General features: G+C 70.9%; 18 protein-coding genes. 6 read left to right on the forward strand and 12 right to left on the reverse strand.

The genetic code is table 11. The features are described 5' to 3' along the window. Nucleotides 1-18: 18 nt before the first annotated feature. Nucleotides 19-1,062 carry a serine hydrolase domain-containing protein gene (locus tag ACWGKQ_RS06350; RefSeq protein WP_453290707.1) on the forward strand — a complete coding sequence of 348 codons (1,044 nt, stop codon included), beginning with the start codon at nt 19-21 and terminating at the stop codon, nt 1,060-1,062. A gap of 122 nt (nt 1,063-1,184) precedes the next feature. Here the strand turns inward: ACWGKQ_RS06350 and ACWGKQ_RS06355 are convergent, their stop codons facing one another. Next, nucleotides 1,185-2,891 (reverse strand): glycerol-3-phosphate dehydrogenase/oxidase, encoded by a 1,707-nt coding sequence (locus tag ACWGKQ_RS06355; protein WP_453290708.1) that lies wholly within the window; start codon nt 2,889-2,891, stop codon nt 1,185-1,187. After that, nucleotides 2,888-3,016, reverse strand: a complete 129-nt coding sequence (locus tag ACWGKQ_RS06360) for a hypothetical protein (protein WP_453290709.1) — start codon at nt 3,014-3,016, stop codon at nt 2,888-2,890. Before ACWGKQ_RS06360 ends, ACWGKQ_RS06355 begins: the two co-directional genes overlap by 4 nt. 242 nt (nt 3,017-3,258) lie before the next feature. On the opposite strand from ACWGKQ_RS06360, the gene ACWGKQ_RS06365 reads away from it, so the two are divergent. Further along, the gene (locus tag ACWGKQ_RS06365; RefSeq protein WP_453290710.1) at nt 3,259-4,467 is read left to right on the forward strand and encodes a nucleotide sugar dehydrogenase; all 1,209 of its coding nucleotides are present in this window, start codon (nt 3,259-3,261) and stop codon (nt 4,465-4,467) included. A 112-nt stretch (nt 4,468-4,579) separates the two neighbouring features. On the opposite strand, the gene ACWGKQ_RS06370 is transcribed toward ACWGKQ_RS06365, so the two are convergent. The 4 genes from ACWGKQ_RS06370 to ACWGKQ_RS06385 form a co-directional block, all read right to left on the reverse strand. Next, a complete protein-coding gene (locus tag ACWGKQ_RS06370; protein WP_453290711.1) occupies nt 4,580-5,704 on the reverse strand; it encodes a GuaB3 family IMP dehydrogenase-related protein in 1,125 nt (374 codons plus the stop codon). A 116-nt stretch (nt 5,705-5,820) separates the two neighbouring features. Next, nucleotides 5,821-7,323 carry an IMP dehydrogenase gene (guaB, locus tag ACWGKQ_RS06375; RefSeq protein ID WP_453290712.1) on the reverse strand — a complete coding sequence of 501 codons (1,503 nt, stop codon included), beginning with the start codon at nt 7,321-7,323 and terminating at the stop codon, nt 5,821-5,823. Between the two features lie 201 nt (nt 7,324-7,524). Further along, the gene (locus ACWGKQ_RS06380; protein WP_352359547.1) at nt 7,525-8,112 is read right to left on the reverse strand and encodes a sigma-70 family RNA polymerase sigma factor; all 588 of its coding nucleotides are present in this window, start codon (nt 8,110-8,112) and stop codon (nt 7,525-7,527) included. Between the two features lie 277 nt (nt 8,113-8,389). After that, entirely contained in the window at nt 8,390-9,001 is a 612-nt protein-coding gene (locus tag ACWGKQ_RS06385) for a response regulator transcription factor (RefSeq protein WP_003948568.1), read from the reverse strand. A gap of 381 nt (nt 9,002-9,382) precedes the next feature. On the opposite strand from ACWGKQ_RS06385, the gene ACWGKQ_RS06390 reads away from it, so the two are divergent. After that, on the forward strand, nt 9,383-9,712 hold the full coding sequence (locus ACWGKQ_RS06390; RefSeq protein ID WP_453290713.1) for a WhiB family transcriptional regulator: 330 nt from the start codon (nt 9,383-9,385) through the stop codon (nt 9,710-9,712). A 150-nt stretch (nt 9,713-9,862) separates the two neighbouring features. Here ACWGKQ_RS06390 and ACWGKQ_RS06395 read toward each other — a convergent pair whose 3' ends face one another. Beyond that, nucleotides 9,863-10,762, reverse strand: coding sequence for a LysR family transcriptional regulator (locus ACWGKQ_RS06395; protein WP_453290714.1), 900 nt, complete (start codon nt 10,760-10,762; stop codon nt 9,863-9,865). A 79-nt stretch (nt 10,763-10,841) separates the two neighbouring features. Between ACWGKQ_RS06395 and ACWGKQ_RS06400 the strand changes: the two genes are divergently transcribed. From ACWGKQ_RS06400 to ACWGKQ_RS06410, 3 genes are all read left to right on the forward strand, one after another. After that, complete coding sequence (locus ACWGKQ_RS06400; RefSeq protein ID WP_453290715.1) at nt 10,842-11,510, forward strand: MOSC domain-containing protein; 669 nt, start codon at nt 10,842-10,844, stop codon at nt 11,508-11,510. A gap of 96 nt (nt 11,511-11,606) precedes the next feature. After that, a complete protein-coding gene (locus ACWGKQ_RS06405) occupies nt 11,607-12,380 on the forward strand; it encodes an SDR family NAD(P)-dependent oxidoreductase (protein WP_453290716.1) in 774 nt (257 codons plus the stop codon). A 100-nt stretch (nt 12,381-12,480) separates the two neighbouring features. After that, nucleotides 12,481-13,188, forward strand: a complete 708-nt coding sequence (locus ACWGKQ_RS06410) for an ester cyclase (protein WP_453290717.1) — start codon at nt 12,481-12,483, stop codon at nt 13,186-13,188. A 129-nt stretch (nt 13,189-13,317) separates the two neighbouring features. On the opposite strand, the gene groL is transcribed toward ACWGKQ_RS06410, so the two are convergent. The 5 genes from groL to ACWGKQ_RS06435 form a co-directional block, all read right to left on the reverse strand. Further along, entirely contained in the window at nt 13,318-14,943 is a 1,626-nt protein-coding gene (gene groL, locus ACWGKQ_RS06415; protein ID WP_453290718.1) for a chaperonin GroEL, read from the reverse strand. A gap of 118 nt (nt 14,944-15,061) precedes the next feature. Then, nucleotides 15,062-15,370: a co-chaperone GroES gene (gene groES, locus ACWGKQ_RS06420; protein WP_004955293.1), complete on the reverse strand. Its 309-nt coding sequence runs from the start codon at nt 15,368-15,370 to the stop codon at nt 15,062-15,064. A 212-nt stretch (nt 15,371-15,582) separates the two neighbouring features. Further along, nucleotides 15,583-16,350, reverse strand: a complete 768-nt coding sequence (locus tag ACWGKQ_RS06425) for a pirin family protein (protein ID WP_453290719.1) — start codon at nt 16,348-16,350, stop codon at nt 15,583-15,585. 131 nt (nt 16,351-16,481) lie between these two features. Further along, nucleotides 16,482-17,300 (reverse strand): polysaccharide deacetylase family protein, encoded by an 819-nt coding sequence (locus ACWGKQ_RS06430; protein WP_453290720.1) that lies wholly within the window; start codon nt 17,298-17,300, stop codon nt 16,482-16,484. After that, complete coding sequence (locus tag ACWGKQ_RS06435; protein WP_453290721.1) at nt 17,297-18,184, reverse strand: polysaccharide deacetylase family protein; 888 nt, start codon at nt 18,182-18,184, stop codon at nt 17,297-17,299. The genes ACWGKQ_RS06430 and ACWGKQ_RS06435 overlap by 4 nt, the downstream gene beginning before the upstream one ends. Between the last annotated feature and the right edge of the window lie 82 nt (nt 18,185-18,266).

Here is an 18,266-nt window from a genome sequence, read left to right on the forward strand (position 1 = left end):
GTGAAGGGAGGAACCCGGATGCCGCCGCTTCGGACACTGCTGGCCATACCGGTCTCTCTCGCCCTGCTGTTCGCCCCGTTGACGGCCGGTTCCGCGTCCTCGGCGGAGGCCACGGACCCGCTCCTGTCACAGTTCGTCACCAAAGGCAGAGCACCCGCCGCCGCTTTCCTGGACCGCGACGGCGACGACGTCCGCTATGCGGCCGCCGGCCGGGGCATCGCCCGGGCCGACCGCTTCCGGGCCGGCAGCATCACGAAGACCTTCATCGCCACCGTCGTCCTGCAACTGGCCGCGGAACACCGGCTCTCCCTGTCCGACCCCGTGGAGCGGTATCTGCCGGGGCTGCTGCGCGGGCGCGGCGTCGACGGGCGGCGGATCACCCTGCGGGCGCTGCTCAGCCACACCGGCGGGCTCGCCGACTTCACCACGGTCACCCGGGGAGCCGTCCCCCTGACGCCGCTTCAGGCCGTGCGCATCGCGCTCTCCCTCCCTTCGACCGGGCTGGGTCGCTACGCGTACTCCAGCACCGACTACGTCGTGCTCGGCATGGCCATCCGCCGGGTCACCGGCCACTCGTACGCCACCGAGGTCCGGCGCCGCATCATCACTCCCCTCCGTCTGACGGGCACGTCCCTCCCGGGCACCCGCACCACGCTGCCCTCGCCGCACGGCCGCGCCTACGAGACCGACGGCTCCGACGTCACCGAGCTCGACCCGCGCGTGGCCGGCGCGGCGGGTGAGCTGGTGACCACGCTCGACGACCTGGACCGCTTCTACGCGGCGCTGCTGGACGGCGAGCTGCTGCCCCCGCGCCGGCTGCGCGAGATGCTCGACACCCGTGCCGCACATGGGGCGTACGGTCTCGGGATCTTTCCTGTGAAGCTGTCGTGCGGGACCACGGTGTGGGGGCACAACGGCCGGATCGCGGGCAGCTACGTGCGGAGCGCTGTCTCGATCGGCGGCCGGCATGTCCTCACCTTCCGGGTGAACACGACGGCGATCGCAGACCCGGCCCTCGAACCCGCACTGCTCACGGCCGAGTTCTGCCCTCGCAATGGATAGAACGGCCGGGGTCCGGGCGGAGATCCCGGTGCCGGGTCACTCGATCGGGTGAGGTCGGACGATCGGAGGGCGCATCGGGGGGCGCGGGTGGCCCCGGCACCACGGCCCCCGCCCGCCCGGGTTCACCGCGGCACGATGTCCGGTGCTCCCAGCCGTGCCGCGTCCGCCGTCAGGTCGTCCGGCTGGAGCTGGGACTCGCGTTCCGCCTCCACGCGCTTCTCGTAGTGCTCGACCTCCCGCTCGATCTGGTCCTTGTCCCAGCCGAGGACCGGTGCCATCAGCTCGGCGGCCTCGCGGGCGCTGCGGGTGCCGCGGTCGAAGGTCTCGATGGAGATGCGGGTGCGGCGGGTCAGGACGTCGTCGAGGTGGCGGGCGCCCTCGTGGGAGGCTGCGTAGACGATCTCGGCGCGCAGGTAGTCGTCGGCGGCCGAGAGCGGCTCGGCCAGGCCGGGGTCGGCGGCGATGAGGTCGAGGACCTCCTCCGCCTGCGAGCCGTACCGGTTGAGCAGGTGCTCGACGCGCACCACGTGCAGGCCGGTGCGGGCGGCGATCCGGGCCCGGGCGTTCCACATCGCCCGGTAGCCCTCGGCGCCGAGCAGCGGGATGTCCTCGGTGACGCACTCGGCGACCCGCGTGTCGAGCCCGTGCACCGCCTCGTCGACGGCGTCCTTGGCCATCACCCGGTACGTCGTGTACTTGCCGCCCGCGACGACCACGAGCCCCGGCACCGGATGCGCGACCGTGTGCTCGCGCGAGAGTTTGCTGGTGGCGTCGGACTCGCCGGCCAGCAGCGGGCGCAGACCGGCGTAGACGCCCTGGACGTCGTCGCGCGTCAGCGGCACCGCGAGCACCGAGTTGACGTGGTTGAGGAGGTAGTCGATGTCGGCGCTGGAGGCGGCCGGGTGGGCCTTGTCCAGGTCCCAGTCGGTGTCGGTGGTGCCGATGATCCAGTGCCGGCCCCAGGGGATGACGAACAGGACCGACTTCTCGGTGCGCAGGATCAGGCCGGTCGTGGAGTGGATGCGGTCCCTGGGGACGACCAGGTGGATGCCCTTGGACGCGCGGACGTGGAACTGGCCGCGCTCACCGACCAGCGCCTGCGTGTCGTCGGTCCAGACCCCGGTCGCGTTGACGACCTGCCGGGCGCGGATCTCGTACTCCCCGCCGCCCTCGACGTCCTGCACCCGGGCCCCGACGACCCGCTCGCCCTCGCGCAGGAACCCGGTCACCCGCGCGCGGTTGGCCGCCTTCGCGCCGTAGGACACCGCCGTGCGCACCAGGGTCGCCACATAGCGGGCGTCGTCCATCTGGGCGTCGTAGTACTGGATGGCGCCGACCAGGGCGTCCTTGCGCAGCGCGGGGGCGACACGCAGGGCGTGACGGCGGGTCAGGTGGCGGTGGACCGGCAGGCCCCGGCCGTGCCCGCTGGCCATGGACATCGCGTCGTAGAGCGCGACGCCCGAGCCGGCGTACAGGCGCTCCCAGCCCTGGTGCTGCAGCGGGTAGAGGAAGGGCACCGGCTTGACCAGGTGCGGGGCGAGGCGCTCCAGGAGCAGGCCGCGCTCCTTGAGGGCCTCGCGGACCAGGGCGAAGTCGAGCATCTCCAGATAGCGCAGGCCGCCGTGGATCAGCTTGCTGGACCTGCTGGAGGTGCCGGAGGCCCAGTCGCGGGCCTCGACGATGCCGGTGTTCAGGCCCCGGGTGACCGCGTCCAGCGCGGTGCCCGCGCCGACCACTCCGCCGCCCACCACCAGCACGTCCAACTCGCGCTCGGCCATGGCCGCCAGGGACTCCGCACGCTGCTTTGGCCCCAGTGTCGCTGTCCTCACCGCTGCCTCCCGCTCTGCCGCCATCGGTCATCGCTCGCCATCGGCCGTCGCTCGCCGTGGGTCATCGGTCGTCGTCGGTCGTCGATCGCGTCGTCGGTCACGACGTCGATCGCGTCGTCGGTCATAGGTCGCGTCGGCCGCGCCCGGTCGGCGTGGCCCCTGCCCAAATTCTGACCGGCTTGCCCGACTTCAGCCACCACTCACCCCCAGCCTGTGGACAACGGTCACCGAACCCACGGAAGACACATGAACACAATCCCGCATAACGGTCATATTTACTCCTAGTCTGACCGTGCGCCTCGCTCATCCTGTCCACAGGGCTTGCGCACCTGTCCCGCTTCGGTTACTGGGAAGGACGGCCCACGCCATGCCCGCAGACCTCGCCGTCATCGGACTCGGTCCCTACGGCCTGCCCCTCGCCCAGGCCGCCGTGGCCGCCGGCGTCTCCACCATCGGCTATGCCACCGGACCCGAGGCGGGCTCGCTCAGCCCCGCCGAGCTGCGCCGGATGCTCGCGAGGGGCTTCCGGGTGGCCGAGGACCCGGCTCAGCTGGGGCGGGTGCGTACCGCCGTGATCTGCGCGCCGACCCCGCGCGGCGCCGACGGCGGGCTCGATCTGAGCCAGGTGGCGGCCGCCGCACGCACCCTGGCCGAGCGGCTGCGTCCGCACACGACGGTGATCCTGGAGTCGCCGGTCCACCCGGGAACGACCGAGGACTTCCTGCGCTCCCTGCTGGAGAAGGGCTCGGGCCTGCGCGCGGGCCGCGACTTCCACCTCGCCTATTCGCCCAGCCGGGTGGATCCCGGCAACCGCGGCTTCACGCCGGCCAACACCCCGAAGGTCATCGGCGGCCTCACGCCCGCGTGCACGGAGTCGGCCGCCACGTTCTACGGCCGGCTCACCGACAAGGTGGTACGCGCGCGTGGCCTGCGGGAAGCCGAGACCGTGCAGCTCCTGGAGACCAACTTCCGGCACGTCAACATCGCCCTCGTCAACGAGATGGCCGTCCTCTGCCACGACCTGGGCGTCGACCTGTGGGACGTGGTCCGCTGCGCGGAGACCAAGCCGTTCGGCTTCCAGGCCTTCCGCCCCGGCCCCGGGGTCGGCGGGCACGGCGTCGCCCAGGACCTGTCCGGCCGCCCGAGCCGCGGCCTGCGCATGGTGGAACTGGCCCAGCAGGTCAACAGCCGGATGCCGGGGTACGTCGTGCAGCGCGCCGCCGCCCTCCTCAACGAGCACGGCAAGTCGGCGCGCGGCGCGCGCGTGCTGCTGCTCGGGGTCACCTACAAGGCCGACCTCGCCGACGAGCAGAACAGCCCCGCCCAGGAGATCGCGATCCGCCTCATGGAGCTCGGCGCCTCGGTCAGCTACCACGACCCGCACATCGCGTCCTGGAGCGTCCTGGACCGCCCGGTCCCGCGCGCGGACTCGCTCTACGAGGCGGCCGCCGACGCCGACCTGACGATCCTGGTCCAGCAGCACCGCACGTACGACCTCCAGGGCCTGTCGGTGAAGGCCCAGCTGCTGCTGGACACGCGCGGGGCGACCCCGACGGGGGCGGCACACCGGCTCTGAGGCGGGCCCGGCCCCCGCCGGCCCGCGCGGGCATGCGAAAGGGCCGGTCGCCCGCCCAGGGTGACCGGCCCGGCCGGCCGCACCGGGTGACCGGCCCCGTCCGTCGTACGGGCTACCGCTTGTGCTGCGAGTCCGCCACCGTCACCTCGACGCGCTGGAACTCCTTCAGCTCGCTGTAGCCGGTGGTGGCCATGGCGCGGCGCAGGGCGCCGAAGAGGTTCATCGAGCCGTCGGGGGTGTGGGACGGGCCGGTGAGGATCTCCTCGATGGTGCCGACCGTGCCGAGGTCGACCTTCTTGCCGCGCGGCAGCTCCTCGTTGACGGCCTCCATGCCCCAGTGGTGGCCCCTGCCCGGCGCGTCGGTCGCGCGGGCCAGCGGGGAGCCCATCATCACCGAGTCGGCGCCGCAGGCGATCGCCTTGGGGAGGTCGCCGGACCAGCCGACGCCGCCGTCGGCGATCACGTGGACGTAGCGGCCGCCGGACTCGTCCATGTAGTCGCGGCGGGCGGCGGCCACGTCCGCGACCGCGGTGGCCATGGGCACCTGGATGCCGAGCACGTTGCGCGTGGTGTGGGCCGCGCCGCCGCCGAAGCCGACGAGCACGCCCGCCGCGCCCGTGCGCATCAGGTGCAGGGCCGCCGTGTACGTGGCGCAGCCGCCGACGATCACCGGGACGTCGAGCTCGTAGATGAACTGCTTCAGGTTCAGCGGCTCGTGCGCGGACGAGACGTGCTCCGCGGAGACCGTCGTACCGCGGATGACGAAGATGTCCACGCCCGCGTCCACGACCGCCTTGGAGAACTGCGCGGTGCGCTGCGGGGAGAGCGCGGCCGCCGTGACCACGCCGGAGTCGCGCACCTCCTTGATGCGCGCGCCGATCAGCTCCTCCTTGATGGGGGCCGCGTAGATCTCCTGGAGGCGCCGGGTGGCGGTGTCGGCGTCCAGCTCGGTGATCTCGTCGAGCAGCGGCTGCGGGTCCTCGTGCCGCGTCCAGAGGCCTTCCAGGTTGAGCACGCCCAGGCCGCCGAGCTCGCCGATGCGGATCGCGGTGGCCGGGGAGACGACCGAGTCCATGGGGGCGGCCAGGAACGGCAGCTCGAAGCGGTAGGCGTCGATCTGCCAGGCGATCGAGACCTCCTTCGGGTCCCGCGTACGGCGGCTGGGGACGACGGCGATGTCGTCGAAGGCGTACGCCCGGCGGCCGCGCTTGCCGCGCCCGATCTCGATCTCAGTCACGTCTGTGGCCTTTCCCTCTGCGTTTCAGCGTCTCCCAGTATCGCCGACGGGCACGGCAAGGGCGGCCCCGGTACGTCCCGGGACCGCCCTGGAAGAGCTTCACGCGCGCGTGCGTGTCACTTACGGCTGTAGTTCGGCGCCTCGACCGTCATCTGGATGTCGTGCGGGTGGCTCTCCTTGAGGCCCGCGGAGGTGATCCGGACGAAGCGGCCCTTGGACTCCATCTCGTCGATGGTGGCCGCGCCCACGTAGCCCATGGTCTGGCGCAGACCGCCGACGAGCTGGTGCAGCACGTTGGCGAGCGGGCCGCGGTAGGGCACCTGGCCCTCGACGCCCTCGGGGACGAGCTTGTCGTCGGAGGAGACCTCGGCCTGGAAGTAGCGGTCCTTGGAGTACGACCGGCCCTGGCCGCGCGACTGCATGGCACCGAGCGAGCCCATGCCGCGGTAGGACTTGAACTGCTTGCCGTTGATGAAGAGCAGTTCGCCGGGCGACTCCTCGCAGCCGGCGAGCAGGCTGCCGAGCATCACGGTGTCGGCACCGGCGGCGAGGGCCTTGCCGATGTCGCCGGAGTACTGGAGGCCGCCGTCGCCGATCAGCGGGACGCCGGCCGGGCGGGCGGCGAGCGAGGCCTCGTAGATGGCGGTGACCTGCGGGACGCCGATGCCGGCGACCACGCGGGTGGTGCAGATCGAGCCGGGGCCCACGCCGACCTTGATGCCGTCGACACCGGCGTCGATCAGCGCCTGCGCGCCGTCGCGGGTGGCCACGTTGCCGCCGATCACGTCGACGTCCACGCTCGACTTGATCTTCGCCATCCAGCTGAGGGCGTTGCTGTTGTGGCCGTGCGAGGTGTCGACGACCAGGAAGTCCACACCGGCCTCGGCGAGCGCCTGGGCCCGCTCCAGGGCCTCGGGGCTGGCACCCACGGCGGCGCCGACGAGGAGGCGGCCCTCGGAGTCCTTGGCGGCGTTCGGGTACTTCTCGGCCTTGACGAAGTCCTTGACCGTGATCAGGCCCTTGAGGATGCCCTCGTCGTCGACCAGCGGAAGCTTCTCGATCTTGTGCTTGCGCAGCAGCTCCATGGCCTCGACGCCGGAGATGCCGACCTTGCCGGTGATCAGCGGCATCGGGGTCATGACCTCGCGCACCTGACGGGTGCGGTCGGACTCGAAGGCCATGTCGCGGTTGGTGACGATGCCGAGCAGCTTGCCGGCCGGGTCGGTGACGGGCACGCCGCTGATGCGGAACTTCGCGCACAGGGCGTCCGCCTCGGCGAGGGTCGCCTCCGGGTGCACGGTGATGGGGTCGGTGACCATGCCGGACTCGGACCGCTTCACCAGGTCGACCTGGTTGACCTGGTCCTCGACGGAGAGGTTGCGGTGCAGCACGCCGACACCGCCGAGCCGGGCCATCGCGATGGCCATGCGGGACTCGGTCACCTTGTCCATCGCCGCGGAGAGCAGCGGGATGTTGACCCGGACGTTGCGGGAGATGCGGGACGAGGTGTCGACCGCGTTGGGGAGCACCTCGGATGCGCCCGGCAGCAGCAGCACGTCGTCGTAGGTCAGCCCGAGTGTCGCGAATTTGGCGGGCACTCCGTCGACGTTGGCAGTCATGACACCTTCCCCAAATGGCCTTGAACGGTGCGGATGTCCATGCTAACGGGAAGCACAGGCCCCAAATTCCACGGTACGACTCAGCTCCGGGCTTCGTATGTTCGTACGGAAACGGGCGCAGACCTGTTCATCGGGGGCGCGGGGGTGGGGCCGCGGCAGGCCGGAGAGCCGGGGCGGAAGGGTGCGGCGGCGGCTTTCCGCCTACTGCTCCGCCAGCGCCCGCAGCCGGCTCAGGGCCCGGTGCTGGGCGACCCGTACGGCGCCCGGTGACATTCCCAACATCTGTCCGGTCTCCTCGGCCGTGAGACCCACGGCGATGCGGAGCAGCAGCAGCTCGCGCTGGTTCTCCGGGAGGTTGGCCAGGAGTTTCTTGGCCCATTCGGCGTCGCTGCTGAGCAGCGCGCGCTCCTCGGGGCCGAGGGAGTCGTCGGGGCGTTCCGGCATCTCGTCCGAGGGGACGGCCGTGGAGCCCGGGTGGCGCATCGCGGCCCGTTGCAGGTCGGCGACCTTGTGGGAGGCGATCGCGAAGACGAAGGCCTCGAAGGGGCGGCCGGTGTCGCGGTAGCGGGGCAGGGCCAGCAGGACCGCCACGCAGACTTCCTGGGCGAGGTCCTCGACGAAGTGCCGGGCATCGCCCGGGAGGCGGGACAGCCGGGTACGGCAGTAGCGCAGCGCGAGGGGGTGGACATGGGCGAGCAGGTCGTGCGTGGCCTGCTCGTCCCCGTCTACGGCGCGATGGACGAGAGCACCGATCGTCCCTACGGCAGTGACCGCCTCGTCCTCGCGCATCGGTCCATGGTGCCCTGCTGCCGTCGGCGGCGTGGCATCGCGTCCTTCGTTGTGCACCGAAGCGTTATGAGCAGGTGCGCCGGAACTCATCTCCTGCGCCCTCCCCTTCCGCTCGAACGACTCGTCCCCGAGAGACTCCACACCTCAAGGATGCGGCATCCGCGCCGAAACGAGCAGCGGGCCCGAGGCGCTCCGTCTTGCGGACCCCGCCCACCATGGGGTAGGCGGGGGCGTCCGGCCGGTCCGCTTCCGCGCTGCGGCGCAGCTCACCGCCGTACTAACGAACCAGTCCCCAGCGGAAGCCGAGGGCCACCGCGTGGGCGCGGTCGGAGGCTCCGAGCTTCTTGAACAGGCGCCGGGCGTGGGTCTTCACGGTGTCCTCGGAGAGGAACAGCTCGCGGCCGATCTCGGCGTTGGAGCGGCCGTGGCTCATGCCCTCCAGGACCTGGATCTCGCGCGCGGTGAGAGTGGGCGCGGCGCCCATCTCGGCCGAACGCAGGCGGCGCGGGGCCAGCCGCCAGGTCGGGTCGGCGAGGGCCTGGGTCACGGTGGCCCGCAGTTCGGCGCGCGAGGCGTCCTTGTGCAGGTAGCCGCGGGCGCCGGCGGCGACGGCGAGAGCCACGCCGTCCAGGTCCTCGGCGACCGTGAGCATGATGATGCGTGCGCCGGGGTCGGCGGACAGCAGCCGGCGCACGGTCTCGACGCCGCCCAGTCCGGGCATGCGCACGTCCATCAGGATCAGGTCGGATCGGTCGGCGCCCCAGCGGCGGAGGACTTCCTCGCCGTTGGCCGCCGTCGTCACACGCTCGACGCCGGGCACGGTCGCCACCGCGCGGCGCAGCGCCTCTCGGGCAAGCGGGGAGTCGTCGCAGACGAGGACGGATGTCATGACCGCCCTCCGCAGCTGATGCGCGTCACCTTGAGCCTCCAGGCTGGTACGGAATCGTCACCTGTGCGGTCGAACGTCTCGGACGCCTGCCCGAGCGCTTGTTGCTTCAACCGCCACCGCACTCTCAACGACGGTCACTCGAAAGAGTTACGGGGCTGCATGCCGTCTTCGGCACTCTACGTGAGGGGGCGGACACGGTGCAGACATGGACGTCAGACCCTCAACTTTTCATCACAACCAATGCCCCATTTAGCCCTTTTTCTTCCCGTTTCACGGTGTCTGGGGCTAGATTGCCAATGAGTCATATTTTCATCTCTCTAGACCGGAGATGTACGGTCGTTGGCACCGTATCCGCCCAGAACGGCTACAAGGGGTCACGTAATGGCAGATTTCTCCCGCCTTCCCGGACCGAACGCGGACCTGTGGGACTGGCAGCTCCTGGCTGCCTGCCGTGGGGTCGACAGCTCGCTCTTCTTCCATCCCGAGGGCGAGCGCGGGGCGGCTCGGAGTGCCCGTGAGAACTCGGCCAAGGAGGTCTGCATGAGGTGCCCGGTCCGCGCGGAGTGCGCGGCGCACGCGCTGGCGGTCCGCGAACCGTACGGCGTGTGGGGCGGCCTGACCGAGGACGAGCGCGAAGAGCTCATGGGGCGGGCGCGCAACAGGCTGGTGTCGGCGTCGACAACCAGCAGCGGCACCGCCTCCGACACATGAAAGAACGTTTCTTCAATCTGTTGACAATCCGTTGACGATCTGAATCCGACCTGATTCCGACCTGATCCCGATCCGCTGCAGCTCGGGCACGCGCGTGTGTACCGGCGCCTTTACGCGAACCGACACCTTTACGCGTACCGACGCCATGCGTCACGCCCGCCGGGCCGCCCGGCCCAGCTGTTCCAGCGTCGCCGCCACGGCCGGCACCTGTGCCAGGTCGGGCAGGGTGAGGGCGACGATCTCCCGCCGAACCGCGGGTTCCAGCACCACCGTGCGCGCGCCCCTCGGCCGTACCGACTCGATCGCCAGCCGGGGCAGGACGGCGACACCCAGACCCGCGCCGACCAGGCCGACCACGGCCGGGTAGTCGTCGGTGGCGAAGTCGATGCGGGGCGTGAAGCCCGCCTTCTCGCAGGCCTGGACGAGCTGTCCCCGGCAGCGCGGGCAGCCCGCGATCCAGGGCTCGTCGGCGAGTTCGCCGAGGGCGACGGACTCCGCGCCGGCGAGCCGGTGCCGTTCGGGCACCAGGCCGACGAGACGGTCGCTCAGCAACGGCCGTACCACCAGGTCGTCCCACTCCTCCGCGCCCGCCGCGCCCGCGTAGCGGAAGGCCAGCGCGATGTCGCAGTCGCCCGCGCGCAGCAGCTCCACCGACTTCGGCGGCTCGGCCTCCTCCAGGGAGACGCGGGTGCCGGGGTGGGCGGCGCGCAGGGCGGCGAGGGCCGTCGGGACCAGGGTGGAGCTGCCGCTCGGGAAGGAGACCAGGCGCACCCGGCCGGCCCGCAGCCCGGCGATCGCGGCGACCTCCTCCTCGGCGGCGGTGAGCCCGGCGAGGATCCCGGAGGCGTGTCTGACCAGTGCCTCGCCGGCCTGGGTCAGACGCATCTCGCGGCCGTTGCGGACCAGCAGCGGGGTGCCAACGGAGGTCTCCAGGGCCTTCATCTGCTGGCTGACGGCGGGCTGGGTGCAGCCCAGTTCGCGCCCTGCCGCCGAGAAGGAACCGGTGGTGGCGACGGCGCGCAGGACGCGGAGATGACGGGCCTCGATCATCCGCCGAGCATAAGGCAGGCTTGGACAGGGCGCCCGATAATGCGTCGACGCTTTGAGGCTGGTCCCGTACCGTCGGAGTATGGAGCTTCTCTCGGTGAACCTCGGCCGTCCGACGCCCTCGCCCCATACGGATCAGAAGGACGGCGTGACCGGCATCGGCAAGCGGCCGGTCGAGGGCCCGGTGCGGGTGCAGGCGCCTGGGCCGAAGGGTGCCGCGGGCAGCGGCCTGGCCGGGGACGCGGTGTGCGACCTGCGTCATCACGGCGGCGACGACCAGGCGGTGTACGCGTTCGCACGCGAGGACCTCGACGACTGGGAGAAGGAGCTGGGCCGCCCGCTGCCGAACGGCTGTTTCGGTGAGAACCTCACGACAAACGGGCTGAACGTGTCGGATGCGCTGATCGGCGAGCGCTGGCGGATCGGTTCCCAGGCCGTACTGGAGGTCACCTCCGGGCGCATCCCGTGCCGCACTTTCCAGGGCCATCTGGGCGAGCGGGGATGGGTGAAGAGATTCACGCGGAAGGGTGCGACCGGTGCCTACCTCCGGGTGATCGAACCGGGCGAGATCAGGGCCGGCGACCCGATCGAGATCGTGCTCCGGCCGGAGCACGGGGTGACGGCCGCGATGCAGTTCCGCGCGGTCACCACCGAGCGGGAGCTGCTGCCCCGGTTGCTCGCGGCGGGCGCGGCGCTGCACCCAAAGGCGCTGGCGCAGGCGCGGAAGCACATGGCGGCGCAGGGCGGCTGAGCGGCCGTCACGCGCATCCCGTTCACCGGCACTTCACGGTTCGCAGACCCGGTGCGCACAGCGGACGCTGTCGGTCCGGGTAACTACCCTTGGGCCATGACAACGGCTCTGATTACGGGATCGACCGCGGGGATCGGTGCCGCGTTCGCGCGGCGGCTGGCGGCTGACGGGCACAACCTCGTCCTGGTGGCGCGGGACACCAAACGGCTGCGCGAGCAGGCGACCGAGCTGCACGACCGGCACGGCATCGAGGCGGAGGTGCTCACCGCCGACCTCGCCGAGGACACCGGCATCGAGTCGGTCGCCGCGCGCCTGAGTGATCGCAAGAACCCGGTCGACCTGCTGGTCAACAACGCCGGCTTCGGCAACAAGGGCCGTTTCCTCGATGTGCCGATGGCCGACGAGCTGCGCATGCTCAAGGTGCACTGCGAGGCGGTGCTGCGGCTGACGGCGGCGGCGGCCGAGGCGATGCGGGAGCGCGGTCGCGGCGGTGTGGTCAACGTGGCGTCGGTGGCGGCCTTCGTGCCGCGCGGGACGTACGGCGCCTCCAAGGCGTGGGTCGTGCAGTTCACCCAGGGCGCGGCGCGTGATCTCGCGGGCAGCGGGGTCCGGCTGATGGCGCTGGCGCCCGGGTTCGTCCGTACCGAGTTCCATCAGCGGGCCGGGATGGGCACGGACAACATCCCGGGCTGGCTGTGGCTGGACGCCGACAAACTGGTCTCGGCCGCGCTGGACGACCTCGCGCGCGGGAAGACGCTGTCGATCCCCGATCCCCGCTACAAGGTGCTGACGGGCCTGGCGAAGGTGGCGCCGCGCGGGCTGCTGGGCGGCATCAGCTCGAAGACGGGCCGCAAGTACGGGCCGCAGTAGCCCACCCCCCACGTCGGGACATACCGGGACACACCGGAACGGGGCCGGTGAGACGATGGTGTCGTTCGGTCGCGCCCGCAGGGGGGCCGGAGGCGGTGTCATGACGTTCGTGCAGCTCATCGAGTGCAGGACCAGACGGTTCGACGAGATGGACCGGCTGATGGACAGGTGGGTCGAGCAGACCAAGGGGAAGCGGACGGCGACGCACACGCTGGTCGGCAGGGACCGCACCGACGCGGAGCACGTCGTGGAGATCGTGGAGTTCCCGTCGTACGAGGAGGCGATGCGGAACTCGCGTCTCCCGGAGACCGACAAGGTGTTCCACGAGCTGCTGGCGCTCTGCGAGGGGACGCCGACCTTCACCGATCTGGACGTGGTGCGCGACGAGCCGTCGTACGCCGGCACCGCGCGCCGGTTCTTCGAGACGATCTCCGCGGCCGGCCCGCTGGCTCCGCTGGACGGGCTGCTCACCGAGGACTACCACGACCACGATCCGGTCGAGGGCCAGGACGCCATCGGCATGGACGCGATGCGGCGCAAGCTGGAGATGTGGCGCGGGGCCTTCGACTTCACGTTCCTCGTCGAGGACCAGATCACCCAGGGCGACCGGGTGTGCACCAGGTGGCTGTGGACGGGGGTGCAGAAGGCGGCGTTCCTGGGGCTGCCAAACACCGGCCGGCAGGTCACCATGGCCGGGACGACGATCCACCGCTTCGACGCCGGCGGGAAGATGGCGGAGGGCTGGCTGCAGTACGACCGGATGGGACTGCTGACACAGCTCGGTGCGCTGGACGGGCTGGAGAACTAGGCCGACCATCGAAGTACCCGCGAGGGGCGAAGCCCCCGCTCCCGGCGGACGACCGGGAACGGGGGCTTCCTCAGAGACTGCTTCCGCAGAAACTGACGCCTCGGAGACTGGTGCCTCGGAGACTGGTGCCTAGTGCGAGTGGCCGTGGGAGTGGCCCGCGGCGGCGGCCTCTTCCTCTTCCTTCTTCTCGACGACCAGGGTCTCGGTCGTCAGGAGCAGGGAGGCGATGGAGGCGGCGTTCTCCAGGGCGGAGCGGGTGACCTTGACCGGGTCGATGACGCCGGCCTTGACCAGGTCGCCGTACTCGCCGGTGGCGGCGTTGAAGCCCTGGCCCTTCTCGAGCTCGGCGACCTTGGAGGTGATGACGTAGCCCTCCAGGCCGGCGTTCTCGGCGATCCAGCGCAGCGGCTCGACGACCGCGCGGCGCACGACGGCGACACCGGTGGCCTCGTCGCCGGTCTTGCCGAGGCCGCCCTCCAGCACCTTGGCGGCGTGGACGAGCGCGGAGCCACCACCGGAGACGATGCCCTCCTCGACCGCGGCGCGGGTCGCGGAGATGGCGTCCTCCAGACGGTGCTTCTTCTCCTTCAGCTCCACCTCGGTGGCGGCGCCGACCTTGATCACGCACACGCCGCCGGCCAGCTTCGCGAGGCGCTCCTGGAGCTTCTCGCGGTCCCAGTCGGAGTCGGTGTTCTCGATCTCGGCCTTGATCTGGGCCACACGGCCGGTGACGGCCGCGGAGTCGCCGGCGCCGTCGACGACCGTGGTGTCGTCCTTGGTGACGGTGACACGGCGGGCGGAGCCGAGCACGTCCAGGCCGACCTGGTCGAGCTTGAGGCCGACCTCCTCGGAGACGACCGTGCCGCCGGTGAGGGTCGCCAGGTCCTCCAGCATCGCCTTGCGGCGGTCACCGAAGCCGGGCGCCTTGACCGCGACCGCGTTGAAGGTGCCGCGGATCTTGTTGACGACGAGGGTGGAGAGGGCCTCGCCCTCGACGTCCTCGGCGATGATCAGCAGCGGCTTGGAGGCACCCGCCTGGATGACCTTCTCCAGCAGCGGGAGCAGGTCGGCGATGGAGGAGATCTTGCCCTGGTTGATGAGGATGTAGGGGTCCTCCAGGACGGCCTCCATGCGCTCCTGGTCCGTCACGAAGTACGGCGACAGGTAGCCCTTGTCGAAGGCCATGCCCTCGGTGAAGTCCAGCTCCAGGCCGAAGGTGTTGGACTCCTCGACGGTGATGACACCGTCCTTGCCGACCTTGTCCATCGCCTCGGCGATGAGCTCGCCGACCTGCGTGTCCTGCGCGGACAGCGCGGCGACGGCGGCGATGTCGGCCTTGTCGTCGATCGGACGGGCCGAGGCGAGCAGCTCGTCGGAGACGGCGGCCACGGCGGCGTCGATGCCCTTCTTCAGGGCGGCCGGGGAGGCACCCGCGGCGACGTTCTTCAGGCCCTCGCGGACCAGCGCCTGGGCCAGCACGGTGGCGGTGGTCGTACCGTCACCCGCGATGTCGTTGGTCTTGGTCGCCACCTCCTTCACCAGCTGGGCGCCGAGGTTCTCGTACGGGTCGTCGAGCTCGACCTCGCGGGCGATCGTGACACCGTCGTTGGTGATGGTGGGGGCGCCGAACTTCTTGTCGATGACGACGTTGCGGCCCTTGGGGCCGATCGTCACCTTCACCGTGTCGGCAAGCTTGTTGACGCCGCGCTCGAGGGCGCGACGGGCGTCCTCGTCGAACTTCAGGATCTTCGCCATGGGAGCGGTTCAGCCCTCTCGGAAAACGTGGGTGAAACGAACCGCGCCCCTGACGCCCGGCTTCATAAGGTCGCGGGGGCCAGGGGCGCAGCTCAAAGCAGAATGTGCTTGAGGTGAATTACTTCTCGATGATCGCGAGCACGTCGCGAGCCGAGAGGACGAGGTACTCGTCGCCGTTGTACTTCACCTCGGTGCCGCCGTACTTGCTGTACAGAACGACGTCGCCGACCTTGACGTCGAGCGGCAGGCGCTCGCCGTTCTCGAAACGGCCCGGGCCCACGGCGAGGACGGCGCCCTCCTGGGGCTTCTCCTTCGCGGTGTCCGGGATGACCAGGCCGGAGGCCGTGGTCTGCTCGGCGTCGAGCGGCTGGACCACGATGCGGTCCTCAAGCGGCTTGATGGCAACCTTGGAGCTGGCGGTCGTCACGATCCGACCTCCCCCTTCGGAGATCTCACGGGGTTAACTGTCTGAGGTGGCGACCAGGTGGATCCGTCGTCGCGGGTGCCGGACCTGCCCGTCGCGTTGTTGGCACTCTCATCTGCCGAGTGCCAGAGCCGAGACTATGACCGCGATTAGCACTCGGTCAAGCGGAGTGCCAATTGCGACCGGCGCGGCGCCGGAATCGCCCCCTTCGGGTGTTACAGCGCGGCGGCGGCGTACATCTCCCACACCAGGATCTCGGCGGGGCCGGTGGCCGTCACCCGGTGCCCGCCGGCGGCCGTGAAACGCGCGGCGTCACCCTCGCCGAGCACTCCGACACCCTCCAGGTCCACGGTGCCGCGGGTGACGAACAGGTGCAGGTAGGGAGCCTCGGGCAGGGTCACCCGCCCGCCGGGGCGCAGCCGTGCCGCGTACAGCGCGGCGTACCGGTTCCGGATCCGGATGGCGCTCGCGTCCTTGTGCCGGTCCATGCCGGACGCCACCGTGACCAGCCCGCCGGAGAGCAGTTCGGCGTCGATCTCCAGTTGTTCGTAGCCCGGGGTGACACCGGCCTCGTCGGGGACGACCCACATCTGGACGAAGTGCACGGGGTCGGCGGGGGGCCGGCCGGCGTCCCGGTAGCTGTCGTTCTTCTCCGAGTGCAGGATGCCGGTGCCGGCGCTCATCCGCTGGGCCAGGCCCGGGTAGATCACCCCGGAGTGGCCGCCGGAGTCCTGATGGACCAGCGAGCCCTGGAGCACCCAGGTGACGATCTCCATGTCCCGGTGCGGGTGGGTCTCGAAGCCCGTCCCGGGCTGCACCAGGTCCTCGTTGTGGACCAGCAGCACCCCGTGGTGCGTGTTGGCCGGGTCCGGCCGGTGCGTGCCGAGGGAGAACGAGTGCTTCGAGTCGAGCCAGGACAGCCGGCTCTCGAGCCGCGCGTCACCGCGCCGCACCTCCACACCGGGTGCCAGTAGTGCGCCCATGCCGTGCCTCCCGCTCCACACAAGGATCTGATAACGTGAATATTCAAGTTATCACGCGTTCAACTATCCTGTAAGAGCCAGCTATGGGCACCGTAGATCACTTGAGCATTGAAGTTCGCAGTCCTGCCGGACTAGAGGTAGTCCTCAAGACGACCCACCGTCAGCCCGCTCGCCTGCACCCGGCGCAGCAGCCGGGCGGTGCGCTCCCTGAGGGTCGGGCCGAGGGCCTCGTCGGGGCCCACCAGGACGATGTCACCGGGGCGGAGCCGCTTGTCCCCGCCGCGGTAGGTGATGCCGTCGGGGGTCATCGCCGCCCGCCACAGGACCACCGCCGTGACCCCGCAGTCGGCGGCCGCGCGCAGGGTGGTGGTGTCGTAGGTGCCGTAGGGCGGACGGAAGAGGCGGGGGCGGATGCCGAAGCGCGACTTCAGCTTCTCCTGCTGGCCGCAGATCTCCGCGCGCTGGCCGGCGTACGGCAGCCCGGGCATGGCCGGGTGGTCGAGGGTGTGGTTCTGGACGCTCGCGCCGACCGACTGCAGGCGGGCGAAGTGGCCGTAGCCGGGGCCGACCACGCTGTCCGTGAGGAACATGCTCACCGGCAGGCGCAGTTCGCGGACCATGTCGACGAAGCGGGGGTCCTTCTCGGCGCCGTCGTCGTAGGTGAGGAAGACGACCCGGTCGGACGTGGGGATGTGGTCGACGACCGGCGGCAGGGCGGCGCGGAAGGACAGCGGGTGCAGCGGCGGGCGGGGCGCCGGGGAGAGGGGCGCGGCCAGGCCCCACCGGCGGTACGGCGGCAGGCCGGTGGGGCCGTGCGGGTGCACCCGGTCGGCCGCCTTCCTGCCGAGCCGTTCGATGGGGTCGACGGACGGGGCGCAGGCCGACACGGGCAGGACGGCGGCCAGGAGGGCGGCGGCCAGGACAGCGGCCGTCGCCCTCGGTCGGCTCACAGGTAGTCCTCCAGGCGCGCCACCGCGTAGCCGTCGCGGGTGACCTTGTTCAGAAAGCGGCGCATGTCGTCGACCATGGTGCCGTCCCAGTCGTTGCGGCCCCGGAAGTGCGTGAGGACGATGTCACCGGGGTGCAGTCCGCGGTCCCACTCGCGGTACTCCCAGTGGTCGACGAACACCTCCTCGTCCCAGATCGGCGCGTACTTGATGCCGCAGGACTTGGCGGCGCGCAGGGTGTCGCCGTTGTAGTTGCCGTAGGGCGGGCGGAAGACCGTCGGCGCCCTGCCGAACTGCTTCCTCATGATCTCCTGCATGCCGCAGATCTCGTGCTTCTGCTCGTCGTAGGTCAGCCCCGGCAGGTAGGGGTGGGTGAGGGTGTGGTTGTTGAGGGTGTGGCCCTCGGCCTGCATCCGGCGGAAGTAGCCGTAGTCGTCCTTGACCAGGTAGTTGCTGAGGAACGCGGTGTACGGGATCTGCAGCTGGCTCATCATCCGCAGGAAGTCGGGGTCCTTCTCGGCGCCGTCGTCGATGGTGAGGAAGACGACCTTCTTCCTGGTCGGGATCGTGGTGAAGACCGGGGGCAGGTCGTCCTCCACCTGGCCGTCCACCTCGAAGCCGTCGCGAGCGGTGATCCTCGGCTTGTGCGCCGGCGGGGCCGGGGGCCGCAGCGGGACCGCGTCCAGCCCCCAGCGCCTGGCGGCGGCGACCAGGTCGGCGTGGGAGTCGGGGGCGGCGGCCCGGTGGGCCTGCTGGCCCGCGGCGGGGCGGACCTCGGCCTCGTCCCCCGGCCCGGCACAGCCGGAGACGACGGCGACGGCAGCGACGGAGAGGGCGGCGATCACCAATACCGACCTATTTTTGTCATTTTGTACGACTGCTCGCATGGCGTCGGATCCTTCCAGGCACCTCCCCGGAACCCGGGCAGACACCTCGGCCGGAGGCGAACCATCCACCGACTGGCCGACA

The organism is Streptomyces sp. NPDC054770 (assembly GCF_053611985.1).